The 18938-nt window shown below is 69.3% G+C and carries 18 protein-coding genes; 5 read left to right on the forward strand and 13 right to left on the reverse strand.

Annotated features, from left to right (window positions below; translation table 11 throughout):
- Positions 1–2 precede the first annotated feature (2 nt).
- The 4 genes from FBZ83_RS13940 to FBZ83_RS13955 form a co-directional block, all read right to left on the reverse strand.
- Positions 3–803, reverse strand: a complete 801-nt coding sequence (locus tag FBZ83_RS13940; protein ID WP_040137502.1) for an ABC transporter permease — start codon at positions 801–803, stop codon at positions 3–5.
- Positions 800–1732, reverse strand: coding sequence for an ABC transporter permease (locus FBZ83_RS13945; protein ID WP_145683799.1), 933 nt, complete (start codon positions 1730–1732; stop codon positions 800–802). The genes FBZ83_RS13940 and FBZ83_RS13945 overlap by 4 nt, the downstream gene beginning before the upstream one ends.
- On the reverse strand, positions 1729–2772 hold the full coding sequence (locus FBZ83_RS13950) for an ABC transporter ATP-binding protein (RefSeq protein WP_145683801.1): 1044 nt from the start codon (positions 2770–2772) through the stop codon (positions 1729–1731). Before FBZ83_RS13950 ends, FBZ83_RS13945 begins: the two co-directional genes overlap by 4 nt.
- A gap of 67 nt (positions 2773–2839) precedes the next feature.
- On the reverse strand, positions 2840–3874 hold the full coding sequence (locus FBZ83_RS13955) for an ABC transporter substrate-binding protein (RefSeq protein WP_145683803.1): 1035 nt from the start codon (positions 3872–3874) through the stop codon (positions 2840–2842).
- A gap of 167 nt (positions 3875–4041) precedes the next feature.
- On the opposite strand from FBZ83_RS13955, the gene FBZ83_RS13960 reads away from it, so the two are divergent.
- Positions 4042–4947 carry a LysR substrate-binding domain-containing protein gene (locus FBZ83_RS13960; RefSeq protein ID WP_114857196.1) on the forward strand — a complete coding sequence of 302 codons (906 nt, stop codon included), beginning with the start codon at positions 4042–4044 and terminating at the stop codon, positions 4945–4947.
- A gap of 20 nt (positions 4948–4967) precedes the next feature.
- Here FBZ83_RS13960 and FBZ83_RS13965 read toward each other — a convergent pair whose 3' ends face one another.
- The 5 genes from FBZ83_RS13965 to FBZ83_RS13985 form a co-directional block, all read right to left on the reverse strand.
- A complete protein-coding gene (locus FBZ83_RS13965; RefSeq protein WP_145683805.1) occupies positions 4968–5732 on the reverse strand; it encodes an amino acid ABC transporter ATP-binding protein in 765 nt (254 codons plus the stop codon).
- A gap of 52 nt (positions 5733–5784) precedes the next feature.
- Complete coding sequence (locus FBZ83_RS13970; protein WP_137106964.1) at positions 5785–6447, reverse strand: amino acid ABC transporter permease; 663 nt, start codon at positions 6445–6447, stop codon at positions 5785–5787.
- Positions 6448–6555: 108 nt separating this feature from the next.
- Complete coding sequence (locus FBZ83_RS13975) at positions 6556–7410, reverse strand: transporter substrate-binding domain-containing protein (protein WP_145683806.1); 855 nt, start codon at positions 7408–7410, stop codon at positions 6556–6558.
- A gap of 145 nt (positions 7411–7555) precedes the next feature.
- Positions 7556–8455 carry a 4-hydroxy-tetrahydrodipicolinate synthase gene (dapA, locus tag FBZ83_RS13980; protein ID WP_145683808.1) on the reverse strand — a complete coding sequence of 300 codons (900 nt, stop codon included), beginning with the start codon at positions 8453–8455 and terminating at the stop codon, positions 7556–7558.
- 393 nt (positions 8456–8848) lie between these two features.
- Positions 8849–9997 carry an alpha-hydroxy acid oxidase gene (locus FBZ83_RS13985; protein ID WP_211101661.1) on the reverse strand — a complete coding sequence of 383 codons (1149 nt, stop codon included), beginning with the start codon at positions 9995–9997 and terminating at the stop codon, positions 8849–8851.
- A gap of 252 nt (positions 9998–10249) precedes the next feature.
- Here FBZ83_RS13985 and FBZ83_RS13990 point away from each other — a divergent pair, with 252 nt between their 5' ends.
- Genes FBZ83_RS13990 through FBZ83_RS14005 form a run of 4 tightly spaced genes read left to right on the forward strand, consistent with a single transcriptional unit; the run spans position 10250 to position 13041 of the window.
- Positions 10250–11686 carry an FAD-binding oxidoreductase gene (locus FBZ83_RS13990; protein WP_145683810.1) on the forward strand — a complete coding sequence of 479 codons (1437 nt, stop codon included), beginning with the start codon at positions 10250–10252 and terminating at the stop codon, positions 11684–11686.
- A complete protein-coding gene (locus FBZ83_RS13995) occupies positions 11683–12375 on the forward strand; it encodes a helix-turn-helix domain-containing protein (protein WP_145683812.1) in 693 nt (230 codons plus the stop codon). The genes FBZ83_RS13990 and FBZ83_RS13995 overlap by 4 nt, the downstream gene beginning before the upstream one ends.
- Positions 12376–12425: 50 nt before the next feature.
- Positions 12426–12680: a type II toxin-antitoxin system RelE family toxin gene (locus FBZ83_RS14000; protein WP_145683815.1), complete on the forward strand. Its 255-nt coding sequence runs from the start codon at positions 12426–12428 to the stop codon at positions 12678–12680.
- Positions 12673–13041, forward strand: coding sequence for a helix-turn-helix domain-containing protein (locus FBZ83_RS14005; RefSeq protein WP_145683817.1), 369 nt, complete (start codon positions 12673–12675; stop codon positions 13039–13041). The genes FBZ83_RS14000 and FBZ83_RS14005 overlap by 8 nt, the downstream gene beginning before the upstream one ends.
- On the opposite strand, the gene FBZ83_RS14010 is transcribed toward FBZ83_RS14005, so the two are convergent.
- The 4 genes from FBZ83_RS14010 to FBZ83_RS14025 are packed head-to-tail and all read right to left on the reverse strand — an operon-like array spanning position 13034 to position 18792.
- Positions 13034–13900: a TonB family protein gene (locus FBZ83_RS14010; protein WP_145683819.1), complete on the reverse strand. Its 867-nt coding sequence runs from the start codon at positions 13898–13900 to the stop codon at positions 13034–13036. The two genes, FBZ83_RS14005 and FBZ83_RS14010, sit on opposite strands and share 8 nt — an antisense overlap.
- Before the next feature lie 35 nt (positions 13901–13935).
- Positions 13936–16029 (reverse strand): TonB-dependent receptor plug domain-containing protein, encoded by a 2094-nt coding sequence (locus tag FBZ83_RS14015; protein ID WP_247888299.1) that lies wholly within the window; start codon positions 16027–16029, stop codon positions 13936–13938.
- A gap of 39 nt (positions 16030–16068) precedes the next feature.
- Entirely contained in the window at positions 16069–17502 is a 1434-nt protein-coding gene (locus tag FBZ83_RS14020; protein WP_145683821.1) for a di-heme oxidoredictase family protein, read from the reverse strand.
- 3 nt (positions 17503–17505) lie between these two features.
- The gene (locus tag FBZ83_RS14025; protein WP_145683823.1) at positions 17506–18792 is read right to left on the reverse strand and encodes an ABC transporter substrate-binding protein; all 1287 of its coding nucleotides are present in this window, start codon (positions 18790–18792) and stop codon (positions 17506–17508) included.
- Between the last annotated feature and the right edge of the window lie 146 nt (positions 18793–18938).

The following is an 18938-nucleotide window of genomic DNA, read 5'->3' on the forward strand; positions in this document are numbered from 1 at the left end:
GCTCACTCCTGTCCGCGGCCGACCAGCAGCCGCTCAAGCCCGTAGAGCCGGTCGAGCACCAGCATCGCCGCCACCGTCATGAAGATCAGCGAGGCGGACACCGCGGCGACCAGGGGGTCGATGTTGTCCTGGATGTAGAGGAAGAGACGCACCGGCAGTGTCGTCGTCTCGGGCGAGGCGATGAAGACGGTCATCGTCACCTCGTCGAAGCTGTTGATGAAGGCCAGCACCCAGCCGCTCGCCACGCCCGGCAGGATCAGCGGCAACGTCACCCGCCGGAAGGTCGTCCAGGAGGTGGCGCCGAGCGAGGCCGCGGCGTTCTCGATGGAGCGGTCCATGCCGGTGGAGGCCGCCAGGATCAGCCGCAGCGCGAAGGGCAGGATGATGACCACATGGCTCAGCACCAGCCCGGCGAAGGTCCCGCCCAGCCCGATCTGCGTGAAGAAGCGCAGGAAGGCGATGCCCAACACGATGTGCGGCACCATCAGCGGCGACAGGAACAGCGCCGTGATCGCCTCGCGCCCGCGGAACTGGTGGCGGGCGATGGCCAGCGCCGCCGGGACCGAGAAGGCCACCGCGATGGTGGAGCTGACCGCCCCCAGCAGCAGGCTGTCGCGGAAGGCCCGCGCGAATTCCGGATTGTCGCCGATGGCCTTGAACCAGCGCAGCGACAGCCCCTCGGTCGGCAGCGACAGATAGCCCTGCGAGGTGAAGGCGACCACGCAGACGACCAGGATCGGCGCCAGCAGGAAGGCCAGGAACAGCGTGTGGAAGACCAGGGCGACGGGGCCGTTGCGGTTCATTCGAACACCTGCTTGTAGCGACGTTCGACCAGCCGGTTGCAGCCGACGATGATGACGATGTTGGCGAGCAGCAGGAGGATCGCGATGGCGGCGCCCAGCGGCCAGTTCAGCGTGTTCAGGAACTCGTCGTAGGCCAGCGTCGCCGCCACCTTCAGCCGCCGCCCGCCGATGATCGCCGGGGTGGCGAAGGCGCTGGCGGCCAGCGCGAAGACGATGATCGAGCCCGACAGGATGCCCGGCACCACCTGCGGCAGCACCACCCGGCGCAGCACGGTGAAGGGCTTGGCCCCCAGCGACAGCGCGGCGTTCTCCACCTGCGGGTCGAGGCGCTGCAGCGACGCCCAGACCGACAGCACCATGAAGGGCACCAGCACGTGGGTCAGGGCGATGATGACGCCGGTTTCGGTGTACATGAACTCGATCGGCGTCGCGATCAGCCCGACCGCCATCAGCGCCGTGTTGATGATGCCGGTGGAGCCGAACAGCAGCGCCCAGCCGAGCGTGCGCGACACCACCGAGATCAGCAGCGGCCCCAGGACGATCAGCAGGCACAGGCCGCGCCAGGGCGACCGCATGCGGCGCAGGATGTAGGCCTCCGGCGCGCCGAGCACGGCGCAGAGCAGGGTCACCACCACGGCGATGCGGAAGGTGCGCAGGAAGATTTCGTGGAAATAGTCGTCGGTGACGATGTCGATGTAGTTGCCGAGCTGCCAAACGTCCTGGATGCCCGTGTAGAATCCGAAGCTGTTCAGCGACAGGAGCCCGGTCATGACCAGCGGCACCAGAAGCAGCACCGCGAACAGCGCCAGCGCCGGCAGGCTGAGCAGATAGGGCGCCAGCGGGCGGCGCTCCGGCCGCGGCGGCGGTGCGGAATCGGCCGCTGCGTCTGGAGAATCGATCAATGATTTGTGAGCGTCCACGGCGGTCATGCCTCACCCGCCATCACGCGCATGTCCTCCGCCCGCCAGCCGAGCATGACCGGCTCGTTCTCGGCCGGCAGGGTCTGGCCGTCGTGCTGGCGGATCACCGTCAGGTCGCCGGCTTCCGTGCGGATTTCGAACAGCCATTGGGTTCCCTGGAAGACCCGCGCCCGGACGAGCCCCGGCACGCCGCCGCCGTCCACGAAGCGGACCTTCTCCGGCCGCACGGTCAGCAGGCCGGGGCCGTCCGGCAGTTCCGCCGCGACCGGCCACGCCGTGCCGGCCACGTCGATGCGCCGCCCGGCGCCGTCGCGGCGCACCACGCCCTGGAGCAGGTTGGTGCGGCCGAGGAAGTTGGCGACGAAGGCGCTGGCCGGGTTGTCGTAGGCGTCCTGCGGGGCGGCGACCTGCTCGACCCGGCCCTTGTTCATGATGACCACCCGGTCGGACAGGGCCATGGCCTCCGCCTGATCGTGGGTGACGAGGATCATGGTGGTGCCGACGCTGCGCTGGATGCGCCGAAGCTCGATCTGCATCTCCTCGCGCATCTTGGCGTCGAGGTTGGACAGCGGCTCGTCGAGCAGCAGCAGGCTCGGCTTGATGACCATGGCGCGAGCCAGCGCCACGCGCTGCTGCTGGCCGCCGGACATGCGCCGCGGGTAGCGGTCGCCGAAGGCCCCCAGCCCGACGAGCTGGAGCGCGTCGCGCACCATCCGGTCGCGGTCGGCGCGCGGGATGCCGCGCATCTCCAGCCCGAAGGCGACGTTCTCCGCCGCCGTCATGTGAGGAAACAGGGCGTAGCTCTGGAAGACGATGCCGAGCCCGCGCTCGTTGGGCTTCTTCGCCAGCAGGTCGGCGCCGTCCAGCGTGACGCGCCCGGCGCTGGGATCGAGGAAGCCGGCGATCATCTGGAGCGTCGTGGTCTTGCCGCAGCCCGACGGGCCGAGCAGCGAGACCAGCTCCCCCTTCTCCACCGTCAGGGACATATTGTCGACGGCGACCCAGGGGCCGAACCGCTTGGTCAGCCGGTCGAGGACAAGGTAAGGCATGGCATCGTCTCCCACCAAGGAGCCTGGAAAATTCCGGCCCGCCGCGGGTGCGGGCCGGACGCGGCGGTCAGCGCTCGATCTCGCGGGTCCAGCGCTTGTTCCAGGCCTCGCGGTTGGCGTTGATGGTGTCCCAGTCGACCACCAGCAGCTTGCCCATCTGCTCGGGGCCGTAGGGGATGCCCACCTGCTGCTCGGCGGTCAGGGTGACCGTCTTGTTGACCGGGCCGAAGCCGGCGCCGGTTGCCATCACGGTCTGCACCTCCGGCGACAGCATGTGCTGGATGAACTGCTGGGCCTCCGCCGCCTGCTTGCTGCCGGTGATGGCGCAGGCGGCCGAGGCCAGCACGACGCCGCCCTCCTTGGGGTAGACAAAGGCGGCCGGGAAGCCGGTGTCGGCCAGCGCCTTGGCGCGGCCCGAGCCCCAGACGGCGATGGTGGCCTGTCCGCTCTGGAACAGCTCGGTCATCTTGCCCGGCGACGGCTCGTAGGCGAGCACGTTCGGGTTCACCTTGTCCTTGAAGGCCTTGAAGCCGGGATCGATGTTCTTCTCGCCACCGCCGTCGAGCCGCGCCATCATCACCAGCGCGTGCAGGCCGTAGCTGTTGTTGATCGGCGGGACGACCAGCTTCTTGCGGAACTTGGCGTCCTCGATGTCCTTCCAGGAGGCGGGGGCGGCCCAGCCGTTCTCGTCGAAGACCTTCTTGTTGTAGACGATGCCGGTGCCGACCGCGCCGACGCTGACCGCCTTGCCCGAGGGGATCTTCGCCAGATCGTAGAGGTCGTCGTAGACCGGCGCCTTGGCGATGTCGGCGCAGAAGCCCAGCGCCACCGCCTGGTACATCGGACCGTCGTCCAGGATCACCACGTCGATCTGCTGGTTGCCCTTCTGGGCCTGGAGCTTGGCGAGGTTGTCGGTGGAGTTGCCGGCGACATACTCGACCTTCACGCCCGTCTTGCTCTCGAAGGCCGGGATGATGTCCTTGCGCATCGTCTGTTCGAAGGACCCGCCGTAGGCGGCGACATACAGGGTCTTCTGCTGCGCCTGCGCGGCGCCGCATCCCAGGGCGGCGGTTGCCATCAGGCCGTACACCAACGCTCGCATCTGTCCCTCTCCTGTTCCGGTTCCGGTTCGTTTCCCAGCGGTTGCGCGTTTTGTCGCACCCCAGGAGCGTCGCGTCCCGCTGGCATAATCGTCAAATCGAATTGTTGGCGGTGTCTATAAACGAATGTTATGCTGCAACGCATCTGACACGCTTGGACCGCCCCGGAATGCTGAATCCCCGCCAGATCGAGGCGTTCCGCGCCGTCATGCTGACCGGCGGGATCACCGCGGCGGCGGAGCTTCTGAACATCTCCCAGCCGGCGGTCAGCCGCCTGATCGCCGATCTGCAATACGCGCTGAAGCTGACACTGTTCGAGCGGCGCGGCTCGCGCATCGCGCCGACCAGCGAGGCGATGTCGCTGTACCAGGAGGTGGAGCGGTCCTTCGTCGGGCTGGAACGGATCGAGCAGGCGGCGCGCGACCTCCAGGAGCGGCGGGCGGGCACGCTGCGGGTGGCGGCCATGCCGGCGATGGCCATCGGCTTCCTGCCGCGCTTCGTCGCCCGTTTCCTTGAGGAGCGGCCGCGGGTGGACGTGTCGCTGTGGGGCAGCAGCTCCCCGCAGGTGCTCGATTGGGTGGCCGCCGGCCAGTGCGAGCTGGGCTTCGGCCAGTCGGCGGTGGAGCACGCGACGGTGCTGTGCGAGCGGATGCCGCGGGTGCGGGCGGTCGCCGTGGTGCCGAGCAACCATCCCCTGGCCGCGCGCAAGCGGCTGGTCCCGGAGGACTTCGCGGGCGAGGCCTTCATCGCGCTCGGCGCCGCCACGCTGATGCGCTATTCCATCGACGCGATGTTCGCCGAGCACGGTGTCGCTCGGACCATGCGGGTGGAGACCCAGCTCACCATGATCGCCTGCGCCATGGTCGCCGCCGGGGCGGGAATCTCCATCGTCGATCCCTTCACGGCGCAGGAGTATGCGGGGCGCGGCGTCGCCATCCGCCCCTTCGAGCCGGCCATCACCTTCGAAATGGCGGTGCTGCATTCGGCGCAGCGGTCGCTGTCCACCCTCGCGCAGGATTTCCTCGGAGGGTTCCGCGACGCCGTCGCCGCCTTCCGACTGCCCGAACAGGAATAACGCCGGGTCAGCCCCCGGGTTCAGCCGCGTGTGTGGAAGTGGCTGAGGAAGGCGCGGGTGGCCTCCTGCTGCGGCCGGTCGATGACGTCGCGCGCCGGCCCCTCCTCCACGATCACGCCGTCGCGCATGAAGATCACGCGGTCGGCGACCTCGCGGGCGAAGGCGATTTCGTGGGTCACGATGATCATCGTCATGCCCTCGGCGGCGAGGTCGCGCATCACCCCCAACACCTCCGACACCAGCTCGGGGTCGAGGGCGGAGGTCGCCTCGTCGAACAGCATCACCTCCGGCTCCATGGCCAGCGCGCGGGCGATGGCGACGCGCTGCTTCTGCCCGCCGGACAGCCGGTCCGGGTAGGCGTCGGCCTTGTCGGCCAGCCCGACCTTGGCGAGCAGCCGGCGCCCGATCGCCTCGGCCTGCGCCTTCGGCATCTTCTTGGCGGAGACCGGCCCCTCCATCACGTTGCCCAGCACGGTCATGTGCGGGAACAGGTTGAAGTGCTGGAACACCATCCCGGTGTTGGAGCGGAACTTCGCCTGCGCCTTGGGCTTCGGCAGCGCCTTGCCCGTCTCGAAGTCGAAGGCGTCGTCGCCGATGCGGATGCGGCCGCCGTTGGGCACCACCAGCAGATTCAGGCAGCGCAGCAGCGTGGACTTGCCCGACCCCGAGGGGCCGATCAGCGCCACCACGGCGCCGGGGTCGACCTTCAGGGTGATGTCGCGCAGGACGACCAGCTCGCCAAACTGTTTCCTCAGCCCGGCGACTTCGATTTTGGGAATGCTCATGGAACGGGGCCTCTCGCCTTGGATCGCCGGGGGAGCATCAATGACCCGGACCTCAATGGCCGGTCTGGAGCTGCTTCTCGCCCCGCTTCACGATGGCCGTCAGGGGGACCAGCACGACGAAGTAGATCAGCGCGACGATGGTGTAGACCTCCAGCGGGCGGAAGGTGTCCGTCGCGGCGACCTGCCCCTGGTAGAGAAGATCGGGCACCGCCACCACCGAGACCAGCGAGGTGTTCTTGAACTGGATGATCGACTGGTTCATCAGCGGCGGGATCATGCGCTTGACCGCCTGGGGCAGCACGATGCGCCGCATCACCTTGGCCGGCGTCAGGCCGAGCGCCAGCCCGGCCTCCGTCTGGCCCGCCTCGATGGAGACCACGCCGCCGCGGATCACCTCCGCGTAGAAGGAGCCGCCGTAGAGCGACAGGGTGAGGACGGAGGCGGTGATCGCGTCGATCTGGATGCCGGTCAGCATCGGCAGCGCGTAGTAGAACCAGAGGAGCTGCACCAGCAGCGGCGTGCAGCGGAACAGCTCGATGTAGGCCCAGGAGATCCAGCGCAGCACCGCGAAGCGCGAGAGCTGGGCCAGCCCGCCGACCAGCCCCAGCAGCAGGCCCAGCACGACGACGGCGGCCGTCAGGCCGATGGTGACCAGCGTGCCGTTCAGGAACAGCCAGCGGTATCCCCAGAGCATCTCGAAGTTGAAGGTGTACATGGCGGGCCTGCTTGCAAAACTTCGGAACGGCGGCCGAATCCCGGTGGGGCCGGCCGCCGTGCGTCATCGGAACCCAGGTCCGTCGGCGGAAGCGAACGGACGTTCGCTTTAGAAGGTGATGCCTTCCGGGATGTCGCTCATGGCGATGTCCACCTTGGCGAGGCTGTTCACCACCGCCTCGCGGATCAGGCCCAGGCCCTGGGCGTAGACGATCCAGGTGTTCACGAAGTCGCGCAGGGTCTTGTCCGGCTCGCGCCGCACCGCCGCGTTGGAGGTGGAACCGAAGACCGGGCGCGGCACCACCACCTTGCCCAGCGACGGGTCGCGCTTCACCGCGCGCACGCCGCCCATCCAGAAGATCGACTGGGCGTCGGCCCGGCCGCTGCGCACGGCCAGCGTCGCCTCGTCCAGCGACTTGAAGCGGATGATCTGGGCGTTCGGGCAGAGGCGGCTGGCCACCTGATCGTGGGCGGAACCGACGTCTACCGCAATCTTCACCTCCGGCTTGTTCATGTCGGCCCAGCTCTTCGGCTCGAAGCCCGGCTTGGCGATGACGACCAGGGCGCTGTTGTAGACCGGGACCGTGAAGTCGACGGCCAGGGCGCGTTTGGGCGTCGGGTTCATGCCGAACATGACGTCGATCTTGTTGGCCTGGAGATCGAGGATGGCGTTGCCCCAGGTGGTCTCGACCACCTCGATGCCGACGTCCATGTCGGCGGCGAGCGCCGAGCCGATGTCCCAGAACTGGCCCGACCACTGGCCGGTCGTCTGGTCCTTCATGATCCAGGGGGCGCCGGTCGCCACGCCGCCGATGCGCAGCTTCTTGGCCTTCAGGACGCGGTCGAAGGAGCTGCCGCCGTCCTGCGCCGCGGCCGGGGCGATGCCCGCCGCCATGGTGGCCCCGAAAGCGCCGACGGCCGCGCCGGCGCCCAGAAACCCAGCCAGTTCCCTGCGATTCACCATGTCCGTCTCCCTTGTGGTCCGTCGGGCTGTCCGACCGGACGTGTCTTCAGGCCATTCCGTGTTCGTTGACCGGCCGCTGCTGCGGCTTCGCGTTGTTGGGGCGCTCCCCGGGGGAGGTCGGGCGCCCGGCCCCTTCCCTCGGCCGTCAGGCGAGCGCGATCTCGCGCGCGTGCCGGGCGACGGCCTGGAGCTTCTCGGTGGTCTCGGTGGTCGGCGCGGTCAGCGGCAGCCGTACCCCGCCGACCGGCATGCCGGCCATCGCCATGAAGGCCTTCAGCGGGCCGGGGTTGGTTTCCAGGAAGATGGAATTCACCACCGGGTCGATCCGGGTCTGCTCGGCCAGCGCCTCGTTGAGCTTGCCGGCGCGCGCCAGTTCGAAGATGCGCAGCCAGATCCTCGGGTAGATGGTCGCCGAGGCCAGCACGCCGCCCCGCGCGCCCAGCGCGACGTGGGTGGCGAACAAAGGCTCCTCGCCGCTCAGCACCGAGATCCTGTCGCCGGCGTACTTCATCGTCTTGATGAATTCCGGCATGTCGTAGGAGGAGAACTTCATGCCGATGATGGAGCCGTCCTCCGCCATCGCCTGCACGCCCTCGGCGGTGACCGCCACGGTGGTGCGGCGCGGGATCTGGTACAGCATGACCGGCAGGTCCACCGCGTCGCGGTAGGCGCGGAAATAGGCGCGCATGCCCTCCTGGGTGCCGGCGGCGTAATAGGGGGTGACGGTCATCACCGCGGCGGCCCCGGCGGCGGCGAAGTCGCGCCCGGCCTCGACCGCGTCCTGGAAGCCGGTGGACAGCACGCCGGGGATCACCGGCTTGCCGCCGGCCTCCTCCACGCAGGCGGCCACGACGCGCTTGCGCTCGTCCCGCGACAGGGCGGGATACTCGCCGGTGCCGCCGATCGGCACGACGCCGGACGCCCCGGCGTCGAGCTGGTGGCGCACCAGCCGCTTCAGGCCGGCGATGTCGACGGAGCCGTCGGCCGCCAACGGCGTGACGATGGCGCTGAACAGGCCGCCGATCTCCGAATGGGTGAGTGCCATGGGGTCCTCGGATTTCTCAAGCGTGGCGTTTGAATCGTGTGGCGTTTGCAGCGGGTCGGCGCGGCCGCAGGGCGGCCTTGCCCCCGCGATGCGGGAAGCCGGATTGGGACGATCGGAAAAAAGCGCGACGAAAAGAGTTCGATGAAATCGACAAAGACCGGCGCGCCGCCGGAAATCCGTGCCTGAACCCACACCCTGCGTGACGCGTCTCATCACCATGCTGGGCCGTGCCGGAGCGAACGGAGCGATGGAAGCGTCGCTTATGGGACCTTCAGACCGGCCCCGTTCACATCCGATGACCAAGATGTCACATCATTTTTCACTTCGCTGCAACAACAAATCGTATCATGGACAAAAAAGTACGATACGATAAAAATGGCACGTCAGCACACGTCAACGTGGCCGTTCCACGGTCCCCGCGATGTCGGCCACGGTCGGGGCGCCGAGGAAGCCCATGGTGGTGAGAAGCTCGCGCCGGACCATCTCCAGCACCGCCTGCGCCCCCGCGGCACCGCCGGTGGCCAGCCCATAAAGGACGGCGCGGCCGAGCAGCACGCCCTGGGCTCCGAGCCCCAGATAGCCGGCGGCATGGCTGCCGCGCCGCACCCCGCTGTCGGCCAGGACGGTCATCCGGTCGCCGACCCGCTCGGCGATGTCCGCGAGGCAGCGCACGGGGTGGATGGCGTGGTCCAGGTTGCGCGCGCCGTGGTTGGAAACGACGATTCCGTCCACCCCCAGCTCGGCCGCCTTCTCCGCGTCGTCGGCGCGCAGCACGCCCTTCACGATCAGCTTGCCCTTCCAGGCGTCCCGCAGGCTCCGCACGTCGTCCCATCCCACGTCCTGGGCGAGGCTGATCTCGTCCCCGACGGCGACCCGCCCCAGCGCGGTGCGGAACTCGTCGGGATAGTGGGCGTAGGTCGGCACGCCGCCGTTGCTCAGGTACTTGGCGAAGACCCCGGCGAACCAGCGCGGATGGGCGAGACAGTCCAGCCCGGCGCGCAGCGAGGGCTTGATCGGAATCCCGAAGCCGTTGCGGATGTTGTATTCGCGGTTGGGCGTCACCGCCGTGTCGACGGTCAGGACGAGGGCCTCCGCCCCGGCCCGGTCGGCGCGCCGCACCAACTCGCGGGTGCGCTCGCGGCTGCGCCAGACATAGAGCTGGAACCACAGCCGCGCCCCGGATTCCCCGGCGATCCGCTCGATCGAGGTGATGGACTGGGTGGAGACGCAGAAGGGAATGCCGACCGCGGCGGCGGCCTTGGCCAGTTCCACCTCGCCGTCGTACCAGACCAGCCCGGCCACGGCGGTGGGCGCTACCACCAGTGGCATGGGCTGGCTCACCCCGAACAGGCGGGTGGTGGTGTCGCGTTTCGACACGTCCACCAGAACGCGCGGCTTGAAGACGAGGCTGTCGAGCGCCGTTTTGCTCGTCGCGATGCCCGTTTCATCCTCGGCGCCGCGGTCGATGTACTCGAACAGGCCACGCGGAAGCCGGGACCGCGCCCGCCGCCGGGCCTCGGCGATGTTGAGCGGCGCCGTCACCGCCGTCTCCCCGCTTGGCGGGAGAGGACGCGCGGCTTGCGCGGTTCGTTGGGTATGCCCATCGGGGGTCGCTCCGGCGAAAATTATCTTTTCAGGAAGATTTTTTCGTATGCTAGACATTGTGCAACAATATCGTCAACGTCCGATCACGCCGGCCGATTGTTCGCCTCGCCGATGTCCGCCCCGGCACCCGCTCCCGCCGTTCTCCGCACCCGAAGCCACTCCGGACTCAAAGCCACAAGGACCTGCCCGATGCGTGATCCACAGGCTCTGCTGACGTCGTTGCGCACGCTCCTCGGGGAGCGCCATGTGGTCGCGCAGGCCACGGATCTGGAGCCGCTGACCCGCGACTGGCGGGGCCGCTACCAGGGCACGGCGCTGTGCGCCGTCTATCCGGCGGACACCGAGCAGGTGGCGGCGACCGTCCTGCTGGTGCGCGAGCATGGCGGCAGGATCGTCCCGCAGGGCGGCAACACCGGGATGTGCGGCGGCGCCACGCCCTTCTCCGACGACACGGTGGTGCTTCGGCTCGACCGTCTGAACCGGGTCCGTCAGGTCAGCCCGCTGGACAACACCATGACGGTGGAGGCCGGCTGCATCCTGGCCGATCTGCAGGCCCGCGCGCAGGAGGCCGGGCGCCTCTTCCCGCTCAGCCTGGGGGCGGAGGGGAGCTGCCAGATCGGTGGCAACATCGCGACCAACGCCGGCGGCACGGCCGTTCTGCGCTACGGCCCGATGCGCGACATGGTGCTGGGGCTGGAGGTGGTGCTTCCCGACGGCTCGGTGATGAACGACCTGAAGCGCCTGCGCAAGGACAACAGCGGCTACGCCGTGCGCCAGCTGTTCATCGGGGCGGAGGGCACGCTGGGGATCATCACGGCGGCGGTGCTGAAGCTGTTCCCGCAGCCGCAGACGAGCGCCACCGCCATGGCCGGCGCCGGCCATCTCGCCCAGGCGCTGGAGCTTCTGGCCTCCGTCCGCGCCCGCCTCGGTGACCGGGTCAGCGCCTACGAGGTGATGTCGCACTCGCAGATGCAGCTCGTCCTCGACCACATTCCCGGCTGCACCCTGCCCTTCGCGGAGCCGCACCCCTGGTACGTGCTGATCGAGGCGGAGGACAGCTTCGCCGCCATGGATCTCTCCTCAATTCTTGAGGGTTGCCTTGCCGACGCCCTGGAGCGCGGTCTCGTCGCCGACGCCGTGATCCCCAGGAGCGGCGCGCAGCGCGAGGCGCTGTGGCGCCTGCGCCATTCGGTGTCGGAGGCGAACAAGGTCGCCGGAATCAGTGTCTCCTACGACACGGTGGTGCCGCTCGACCGGCTGGGCGACTTCGCGGCGGAGACGGAGCGCGGCGTGCGCACAGCCTTCCCGCAGGCGCGGCTGCTGTTCGTCGGCCATGTCGGCGACGGCAACCTGCACGCGGTGATCCATTTCGACCACGACGCCTTCCCGTCCCGCGACGATTTCGAGGCGACGGCGGAGCGGATCAACGAGATCGTCGACAGCGCGACGCTCGCCTGCGATGGTTCGATCAGCGCGGAGCACGGGATCGGCCTCAGCAACCGCAAACGGCTGTCCCGCTCCATCGATCCGGCGCGCTACCGGCTGATGACGCAGATCAAAGCGTTGCTGGACCCTGACCATATGATGAATCCTGGAAAGGTTCTGGTGTTCGAGGACCCTCAATGAAGCGGCCCGCCCTGACGACCAAGCATGTACGACGAATCGCGACACGACAGGCGGCGGACGACACCATGGATGTGATCGAGCGGCCCGACGCGGCCACCGCGGCGTCTTCCCAGAACGGGACGGACGGCGAGCTGGACCTCGGCGTCCGGCTGAAGAATCTGCGCAAGCGCCTGGGGCTGACGCTCCAGCAGGCGGCCGACCGCACCGGGGTGGGGTTGTCCACCCTGTCCAAGATCGAGCGGAACGAGCTGTCGCCGACGGTCACCACCCTTCTGAAGATCGCCGCCGGCTTCGAGATGGACGCCGCGGCGATCATCGGCGGGGCGACCCCGGCGCTGCGCGTCGCCGGCCGCCGCTCGGTGACGCGGGCGGGCGAAGGCCGTCCCTTCCCGACCGGCACCTGCAACAACGCCTGGCTCTGCCCGGACCTGACGAACAAGGTCATGACCCCGATCATGACCACCGTCGTCGCCCGCTCAATCGACGCCTACCCGGAATGGGCCAAGTACGACGCAGAGCTGTTCCTCCACGTCGTCTCCGGCACCCTGATCGTGCACAGCCAGATCTACGAGCCGCTGCGGCTGGATGCCGGCGATTCCATGTATTACGACGCCAGCACCCCCCATCTCTGGGTCTCGGAGGGGGACGAGAACGCCCGCGTGCTCTGGGTCTACGCCAAATATCAATGACACATAACGATCCGGTTGATGGATAAATAGCGGAACGCTATATTTATGCGATGCACACGATCCGCTATACCGCGGCAGCTCTGAAGACGCTTCGCCGAATGCCGCGCAACACGGCGGAGCTGATCCGCCTGAAGCTGCAGGAGGTGGCTGCCGACCCGGCGAACGCGCGGAACGTGAAGAAGCTGAAGGGCCGGGACGGCTACCGGCTCCGCGTCGGAGACTGGCGGATCGTTTATGACCTCGAATCCGGTGCGCTGGTGCTGATCGTCATCGAAATCGGCCCGAGAGGAGGCATCTATGACTGATTCCGCGCAGATCATCCGGGATGGCAACGGCAATCCGGCCTTCGCGGTTCTGCCCATCGCCGAATATGAACGATTGCTGGAAGCCGCCGACGAGGCAACCGCGACCCGCGCCTTCGATGTCTACAAGGCCACGCAACCGGAAACCTTCCCCGATGAGGTGGCCGAGCGGCTGCTGGGTGGCGAGCATCCGGTGAAGGTCTTCCGCGACCACCGCGGCATGACACAGGCTCAGCTCGCCGAGGCCACCGGCCTCAAGCAAGCTTATGTCTCGCAGATCGAGGCCGGCACGCGGGGTGGTTCCGTGGATGTGCTCAAGCGGATCGCCGACGCCCTTCGGGTGGAACTCGACGACCTCACCTGACCGACACGGCGAACAGCACCGGCACCTCGACGGTGGCCGGCTTGGGCGGGGGTGGAAAGGGTGCGGTCCGGGCGACCGTCTCCAGCGCCGCCCGCTCCAGCACCGCGACGCCGGGGCCGGACAGGACGGCCATGGACTCGCCCGGAACGCTGCCGTCGCCCTGCACCGTGAAGCGCACCAGCACCGTCCCGCCCAGCCGCAACCGCCGCGCCTCCGCCGGCACCGCAAGGCGGGCCTGAAGGCGGCGACGCACCTCCTCCAGATAGACGCGCATGGCGTCCGCGCCACCGCTACCGACGCCGGCACCGGCATCCGCCACAGCGGAGCCGTTCATCCCGCTGCCCATCGCCGTTCCGGCCGCTGACCCGGCGGCGGCCCCATCACGATTCCCGGCCATGTCTTTTACCGGAGTGGCCGGTGCTGGGATCGCCGGTGAGGGGATAGCTGGTAACGGAACGCGGGTGGTCGCCATCACCGGTTTCACCGTCGGCTTACGGGCCGGAACCGGCGCAACGGAGTCCGGAACGTCGGGGGGCGACGGGTCGGGAAGCGGAACGGCCTCGACCCGTCGCGGTTCTGGGTCCGGCGCCGGTTCGGCGGCGGCCAGCGGCGGCTCCGCGTCGGGCTCTCCGCGACCGTCCGGGCCTCCCCCCGCTTCGCCGGCCGTTTCCACGCCGCTTCCCAGCACGATATCGACGCTGACCGCCTCTGGGACCGGCACAGTCGGTGTCTCGACCGTGGCGATCAGCAGGCCCAGCAAGGCGGCATGGGCCAGGGCGGACAGGGCGAAAGCCCAGGGTGCCCATGGCCCATCCCCCTCCCCAAGACTCACCGTATCGCCGACACGCATGCCGTCCATGCTCAGACCCTGTGGTCAGCCCGCCGTCTTCCGCGTCAGAACTGGTAGCGCGCGCCGAGATAGAAGCTGCGCCCCTCCTCCGGATAGCCGTCCATGAGCTGGTAGTTGCGGTCGGTGATGTTGCGGACCACGGCCTCCGCCTCCACACCCTTGACGATCTCGTAGGAGACCTTGAGGTTCGCCAGCGCGTAGGCGCCGGTGCGGTAATAGGCGGTCTGCGCGGAGTTGCTGGTCCAGCGGGTCGAGGAGACCTCCAGCGACGGCACGACGTGCAGCGCCTCGACGGGCTGGACATCGGCGTAGGCGAACAGCTTGTGCGTCGGCGTGCCGGTCGGCTTGGGCTCCGGGGTGCCCACGGCGTCGAGCGTGCGGACCAGCAGCGTGTAATTGCCGCCGATCTCCAGCCATTCGGACAGCAGCGTGCGCGCCGACAGCTCGAACCCGCGGTCGAAGCCGGACCCGACGTTGCGGTTCTGCGTCACCAACTGGCCGTTGTAGAGGATGTTCACCGGCTGGATGGCGTCGGTCAGGTCGTTGACGAACACCGCCCCTTCCAGGCGGGTGTTGCCGAAGACCTGCTCGGACGCGCCGATCTCGTAATTGATGGCGCGTTCCGGCTTCAGCCCCGGATTCGACACGGCACCGCCGAAGCGCGAGCTGAAGCGCTCGAACAGCGTCGGGAAGCGGGTGCGGCTGGACACGCTGGCGTGGGTCTCGCCGGTGGCGCTGGTGCGCCAGATCACCGCGCCCTGCCAATTGAAGGCGTCCATGCCCTTCGTCGGGTAATTCACGAAACGGCCAGTGTTGGTGCCGTCCCAGTCCTGGGCCTTGCGCAGGTCGCGCCAGTCGTAGCTGGCGCCGGTCACCACATCCACCGCCCCGGTGGCGTGGAAAGTGTTCTCCAGCGCGACCGAATAGGTGTCCTCGACGCTCGTCTGGTTCGGTTCGCGGAAGCGCGGCGCGTAGAGGGTCTGGAACTCCTCGTGCTCGTCGCGGCGGACGTGGATAGCGCCCTTCAAAGTGTTGCGCGGAATCAGGTCGGTGCCCAGTTCCACGCCGCCGCCATAGGCGCGGTCGTCATAGATGCTGGTGAAGGCCCGCGACGTGCTCTGCCGGACGTAGCGGCGGTCGTCGTAGGAATCCAGCTTGTTGTCGAAGGTCGAATGGAACAGCCGCGTCTTGACGTAGGACTTGTCGCCAAGCTGTGTGCGCGAATTGAAGGACAGGTTCTGCACCGCCCATTCCGGCCATTTCCAATAGCGCATGGTCTGGCTGCTGGCCGGGTCGTCGGTGTGCAGCGGGGCGCCCTTCGAGCCGTTCTGCTTCAGCACGTTGAAGGAGTATTCGTCGGTGTCGTTGGGCGTGATGCCGAACTTGGCGTTCACCCGCCAGTCGCGGCTGTCCGACCCCTCGCGCCGGCCGCCATTCTCGTTGGCGGTGGGCGTGTAGTCATCGGACAGGCGGAAGAAGTTCTGCTCGACCTTGGCGATGCCGCCCTGAATGTAGAAGCGCTCCTGCTTCGTCCCGGCGCTGGCGCTGGTCAGATAGCCGGAGAAGGCGCCGGTGGCGTCGAGGTTGATGCCGGTGCGCAATTCCCCTTCCAATTCGCGCGTCGGCTTGCGGCTGACGAGGTTGATCGAGCCGCCGAGCCCGCCCGGCCCGTCGAGAACCGACGCGTAGCCCTTGGCCACCTGGATCTCGGCCAGATCGCCGGTCAGGAACCGGCCGAGGTCGAATCGGTTGTCCGCCGGCAGATAGAGCTGCACGCCGTCCAGATAGAGCGGCACCTGGAACCGGTCGTAGCCGCGCACCGTGACGTAGCGCTCGTTGCGCGGGCCGCGGGTGGTGGCGATGCTGACGCCCGGCAGCAGGTCGAGCGCGCGGTCCAGCCGCTCGCGGTTGAAGCGGGCGATGTCCTCCGACGACAGGACGGAGCCGCCGACCGGAGTGCCGCCGGCCGCCTGGGCCGTCGCGTTGATCTGGCCCAGCCGGTAGACCGGCTCGTCGGGCGCGGCCGTTTGAGCGGGAGTTTGACCGGCTGTTTGGGCGGTGGATTGAGCCAAGGCGGGGGCGTTCTGCGCGGCGGCCATCACGGCCGACGACGCAGCGGCAAGCAGCAATCGTCTCATCGGACTCCTGAGGGGAAGGGCGTCAGCGGAAGGTGTGGATCAGAGCGAGGCGAGGAAGGACAGCAGCGCCGCGCGGTCGGCGGTGGGCAGGGCACGCACGGCGTCGGCGCTGCCCTGGGCCTCGCCGCCGTGCCACAGCACGGCCTCCAGCGGGTTGCGGGCGCGGCCGTCGTGCAGATAGGCGGGGTGATCGGCGATCAGCGGGACGAGGCCCAGCCCCCACAGCGGCGTCGTGCGCCACTGCCGCCCGCCGGCCCGGTGGTCGGGCCGCCCATCGGCCAGCCCGTCGCCCAGGTCGTGCAGCAGCAGGTCGCTGTAGGGATGGATCGTCTCTCCGCCCAACCCAGGCAGGCGCGGGTGCTCCGCCGTCTCCAGGCTGGGGGCATGGCAGCGGGCGCAGCCGGCCTCCGCGAAGACGGCCTCGCCGCGGCGCACCGCCGGGTCGCCCGCGTTGCGCCGGGGCGGCGGCTGGAGCGCCAGCGTGTAGAGATGGATGGTGTCGAGCATCGCCTCGGACAGTTCCGGCTGCGGCCCCTCGTCCTTGGCGGCATAAGCGGCGCAGGCGTCCTGCGCCTCCGGACAGTTGGGCTCCGGATAGAGGCGCGTGGTGATGCCGAGGTCGCCGACGAAGGCCCCGGCGATCTGCTGGCGCACGGTCGGTTGGTTGGCCTTCAGCCCGAAGCGGCCGAGCGCCTCCACCCCGGCCTCGCGGTCCCAGACGCGGTTGGGTTGGCCGGAGACCACGCCCTCGCGCGCCTGCGTCTCGGCCAGCGCCAGAATGACGCGCTCCGGCACCGCCTCCAGCAGGCCCAGCCCGAAGACCGGCGGCCCCATGCGCGGCGAGGTCATAACATCGCTGCCGAGCGGCCCGAAGGCCGGATCGGTGATGCGGATCTCGGGCGCGCGCAGCGGCACCTCGGTGCCGTCGGCCAGACGCTCCACCCGCTCGTGCCATGTGAAGAAGACGCGCGCCTCCGCCGGAACGCCGGGCACCGACTGGTCGTTGATCTGGTCGCCGTAGGCGGGGTGCGGCTTCGGTCTGCCACGCGCGTCCTCGCCGGGCACCGACAGGCGGACCAGCATGGCGCGCAGCGCGTCATCAGGCCCCTGCGGCGGCTCGCCCCGCCCGTTCTTGATGTGGCAGGCGGCGCAGGACAGCCGGTTGTAGGTCGGCCCCAGCCCGTGGAACCCGCCCTCCCCCGCGAAGCCGTTCTGCACCAGCGCCCGTCCGCCGGCCTGGGCGCGGCCGACGCCGGTCCCGGCCTCCGGGTCCGGGCCGCCCGGCGTCCAGACATGGTTGAACAGGATGCGCCCGATGGTGAACTGGACGCGCTGCGCCTCGTCGGTCGGCGGCAGGGTCTGGTCCAAGGCGGAGCGCGTCGGGTTGGACGGGGCGGCGGCCTGAACCGCCGCTCCCGCCGTCGCGGACAGGGCGACCGACAGGCCGAGAAGCGCGTGGAGGGTCCGGCGCACGGGTCAGGGCTCCTTGGCGGCGGCCAACACGGCGCGGGCGGTGTCCGCGGCGGCGGCGCGGGCCTTGCCGATGCGCTCCGCCCAGTGCTGGTCGAGCGCCGGCGTGACCGCCAAGCCGGCGGCCTCCTCCTCCGTCACCGGCACCGCGGTGGCGAGGGCCAGCGCCTCCTCCGCTTGCGCGGCGAGGGCGGGATCGCCCGTGCGGGCGGCGGCCCGCCGCGCCTTGTCCAGCAGAGCCAGCAGTTCGCGCAGTTCGTCCTGACGGCGGGTGATCAGCGCGTCGAACAGGGCGGCGACCGCCGGTTCGCGACGGCTGCCCCGCTCCGTCTCGTAGGCGAAGGCGCCCGCCGCGGCGAAGGGGTTGCCGGTACCCGCCGGGGCGTCCCGGTAGACCGCGGGGCGGACCGGGTGGCGGCGGATGTCCGGGTGGAAGAGAATGCGCTGCCCCTCCTCCGACAGGGCGAAGGCGACGAAGGCGGCGGCGGCCTTCGGGTGAGGAGCGGCGGCGGTCACGCCGATGTGGGCGGGCAGCCAGGCGGTGCGCTCCGGGTAAAGGATTTCCACCGGCTTGCCGTCGGCCTGGGCGTTCAGCGCCTGGAAGTCGATGGTCGGCCCGGCGCCGCGCCGTCCCGAGGCCACGCTGTCGCCCACCCCTGGCCCGCGGTCGGCCAGCTCCGCGCCGGCGGCGATGCGTTGCAGCAGCGTCCAGCCCGCCGTCCAGCCCTCGGCCTGGAGGATGATGTCCACCAGCACCGGGGCGAAGCCGACCCGCGAGGGCACCGGGAAGGCGACGTGCCCGGCCAGCGCCGGGTCGGCGAGGTCGGCCCAGCGCCGCGGCGTCGGCAACCCGCGGTCCGCCAGATAGGCCGGATTGACCACGATCCCGTAACCGGCGACCTCGAACGCCTCGAAGCGGCCCGAGGGGTCGGACAGGGTCTGCGCCCCGATGCGGCCCGGCAGGGCCTCGCGGTCAAACTCCGGTGAAGCGATGTCCAGCGGGCGGAGCCGCCCCTCGTCGCGCAGCAGCGGGAAGTTGCGCAGCGCCGGGGTCCAGTAGACGTCCACGCCCCCCTGGTCGGCGCCGCGCAGGATCGGCATCGCCTCCCGCCCGGTCTTCCAGAGAACGCGCAGGTCCGTGCCGGGATTGGCCCGCTCGAACGCCGCCTCGAACCGCGCGACCAGCTCGTCGGGGTAGCTGGTCAGGACGAGCAGGCTCGATTCCAGGGGCTCCGCATGCAGCGCACCCGGAAGGATGCCCATCGCCAGCACAACCAACGCACGCAGTCTCATCGCGGGCTCCGTCACAGGGGACCGATAAAGCCGTATCCATTCGCTATGTTTGTTTGGATACAGCGCATACCGGCGTCTGTCAACGGCCGCTATATACGTTTAGTATATAACCGTGAAGAAAATATGGACATGGAAACGGCACCCGC

It is taken from the genome of Azospirillum brasilense, assembly GCF_007827815.1.
Taxonomy (GTDB): Bacteria; Pseudomonadota; Alphaproteobacteria; order Azospirillales; family Azospirillaceae; genus Azospirillum; species Azospirillum brasilense_C.

What these genes read in the sequence shown, in the direction of transcription:
- FBZ83_RS13940 (WP_040137502.1), bottom strand. Translation starts at nt 803, where the DNA reads ATGAACCGCAACGGCCCCGTCGCCCTGGTCTTCCACACGCTGTTCCTG.
- FBZ83_RS13945 (WP_145683799.1), bottom strand. Translation starts at nt 1,732, where the DNA reads ATGACCGCCGTGGACGCTCACAAATCATTGATCGATTCTCCAGACGCA.
- FBZ83_RS13950 (WP_145683801.1), bottom strand. Translation starts at nt 2,772, where the DNA reads ATGCCTTACCTTGTCCTCGACCGGCTGACCAAGCGGTTCGGCCCCTGG.
- FBZ83_RS13955 (WP_145683803.1), bottom strand. Translation starts at nt 3,874, where the DNA reads ATGCGAGCGTTGGTGTACGGCCTGATGGCAACCGCCGCCCTGGGATGC.
- FBZ83_RS13960 (WP_114857196.1), top strand. Translation starts at nt 4,042, where the DNA reads ATGCTGAATCCCCGCCAGATCGAGGCGTTCCGCGCCGTCATGCTGACC.
- FBZ83_RS13965 (WP_145683805.1), bottom strand. Translation starts at nt 5,732, where the DNA reads ATGAGCATTCCCAAAATCGAAGTCGCCGGGCTGAGGAAACAGTTTGGC.
- FBZ83_RS13970 (WP_137106964.1), bottom strand. Translation starts at nt 6,447, where the DNA reads ATGTACACCTTCAACTTCGAGATGCTCTGGGGATACCGCTGGCTGTTC.
- FBZ83_RS13975 (WP_145683806.1), bottom strand. Translation starts at nt 7,410, where the DNA reads ATGGTGAATCGCAGGGAACTGGCTGGGTTTCTGGGCGCCGGCGCGGCC.
- dapA (WP_145683808.1), bottom strand. Translation starts at nt 8,455, where the DNA reads ATGGCACTCACCCATTCGGAGATCGGCGGCCTGTTCAGCGCCATCGTC.
- FBZ83_RS13990 (WP_145683810.1), top strand. Translation starts at nt 10,250, where the DNA reads ATGCGTGATCCACAGGCTCTGCTGACGTCGTTGCGCACGCTCCTCGGG.
- FBZ83_RS13995 (WP_145683812.1), top strand. Translation starts at nt 11,683, where the DNA reads ATGAAGCGGCCCGCCCTGACGACCAAGCATGTACGACGAATCGCGACA.
- FBZ83_RS14000 (WP_145683815.1), top strand. Translation starts at nt 12,426, where the DNA reads ATGCACACGATCCGCTATACCGCGGCAGCTCTGAAGACGCTTCGCCGA.
- FBZ83_RS14005 (WP_145683817.1), top strand. Translation starts at nt 12,673, where the DNA reads ATGACTGATTCCGCGCAGATCATCCGGGATGGCAACGGCAATCCGGCC.
- FBZ83_RS14010 (WP_145683819.1), bottom strand. Translation starts at nt 13,900, where the DNA reads ATGGACGGCATGCGTGTCGGCGATACGGTGAGTCTTGGGGAGGGGGAT.
- FBZ83_RS14015 (WP_247888299.1), bottom strand. Translation starts at nt 16,029, where the DNA reads ATGAGACGATTGCTGCTTGCCGCTGCGTCGTCGGCCGTGATGGCCGCC.
- FBZ83_RS14025 (WP_145683823.1), bottom strand. Translation starts at nt 18,792, where the DNA reads ATGAGACTGCGTGCGTTGGTTGTGCTGGCGATGGGCATCCTTCCGGGT.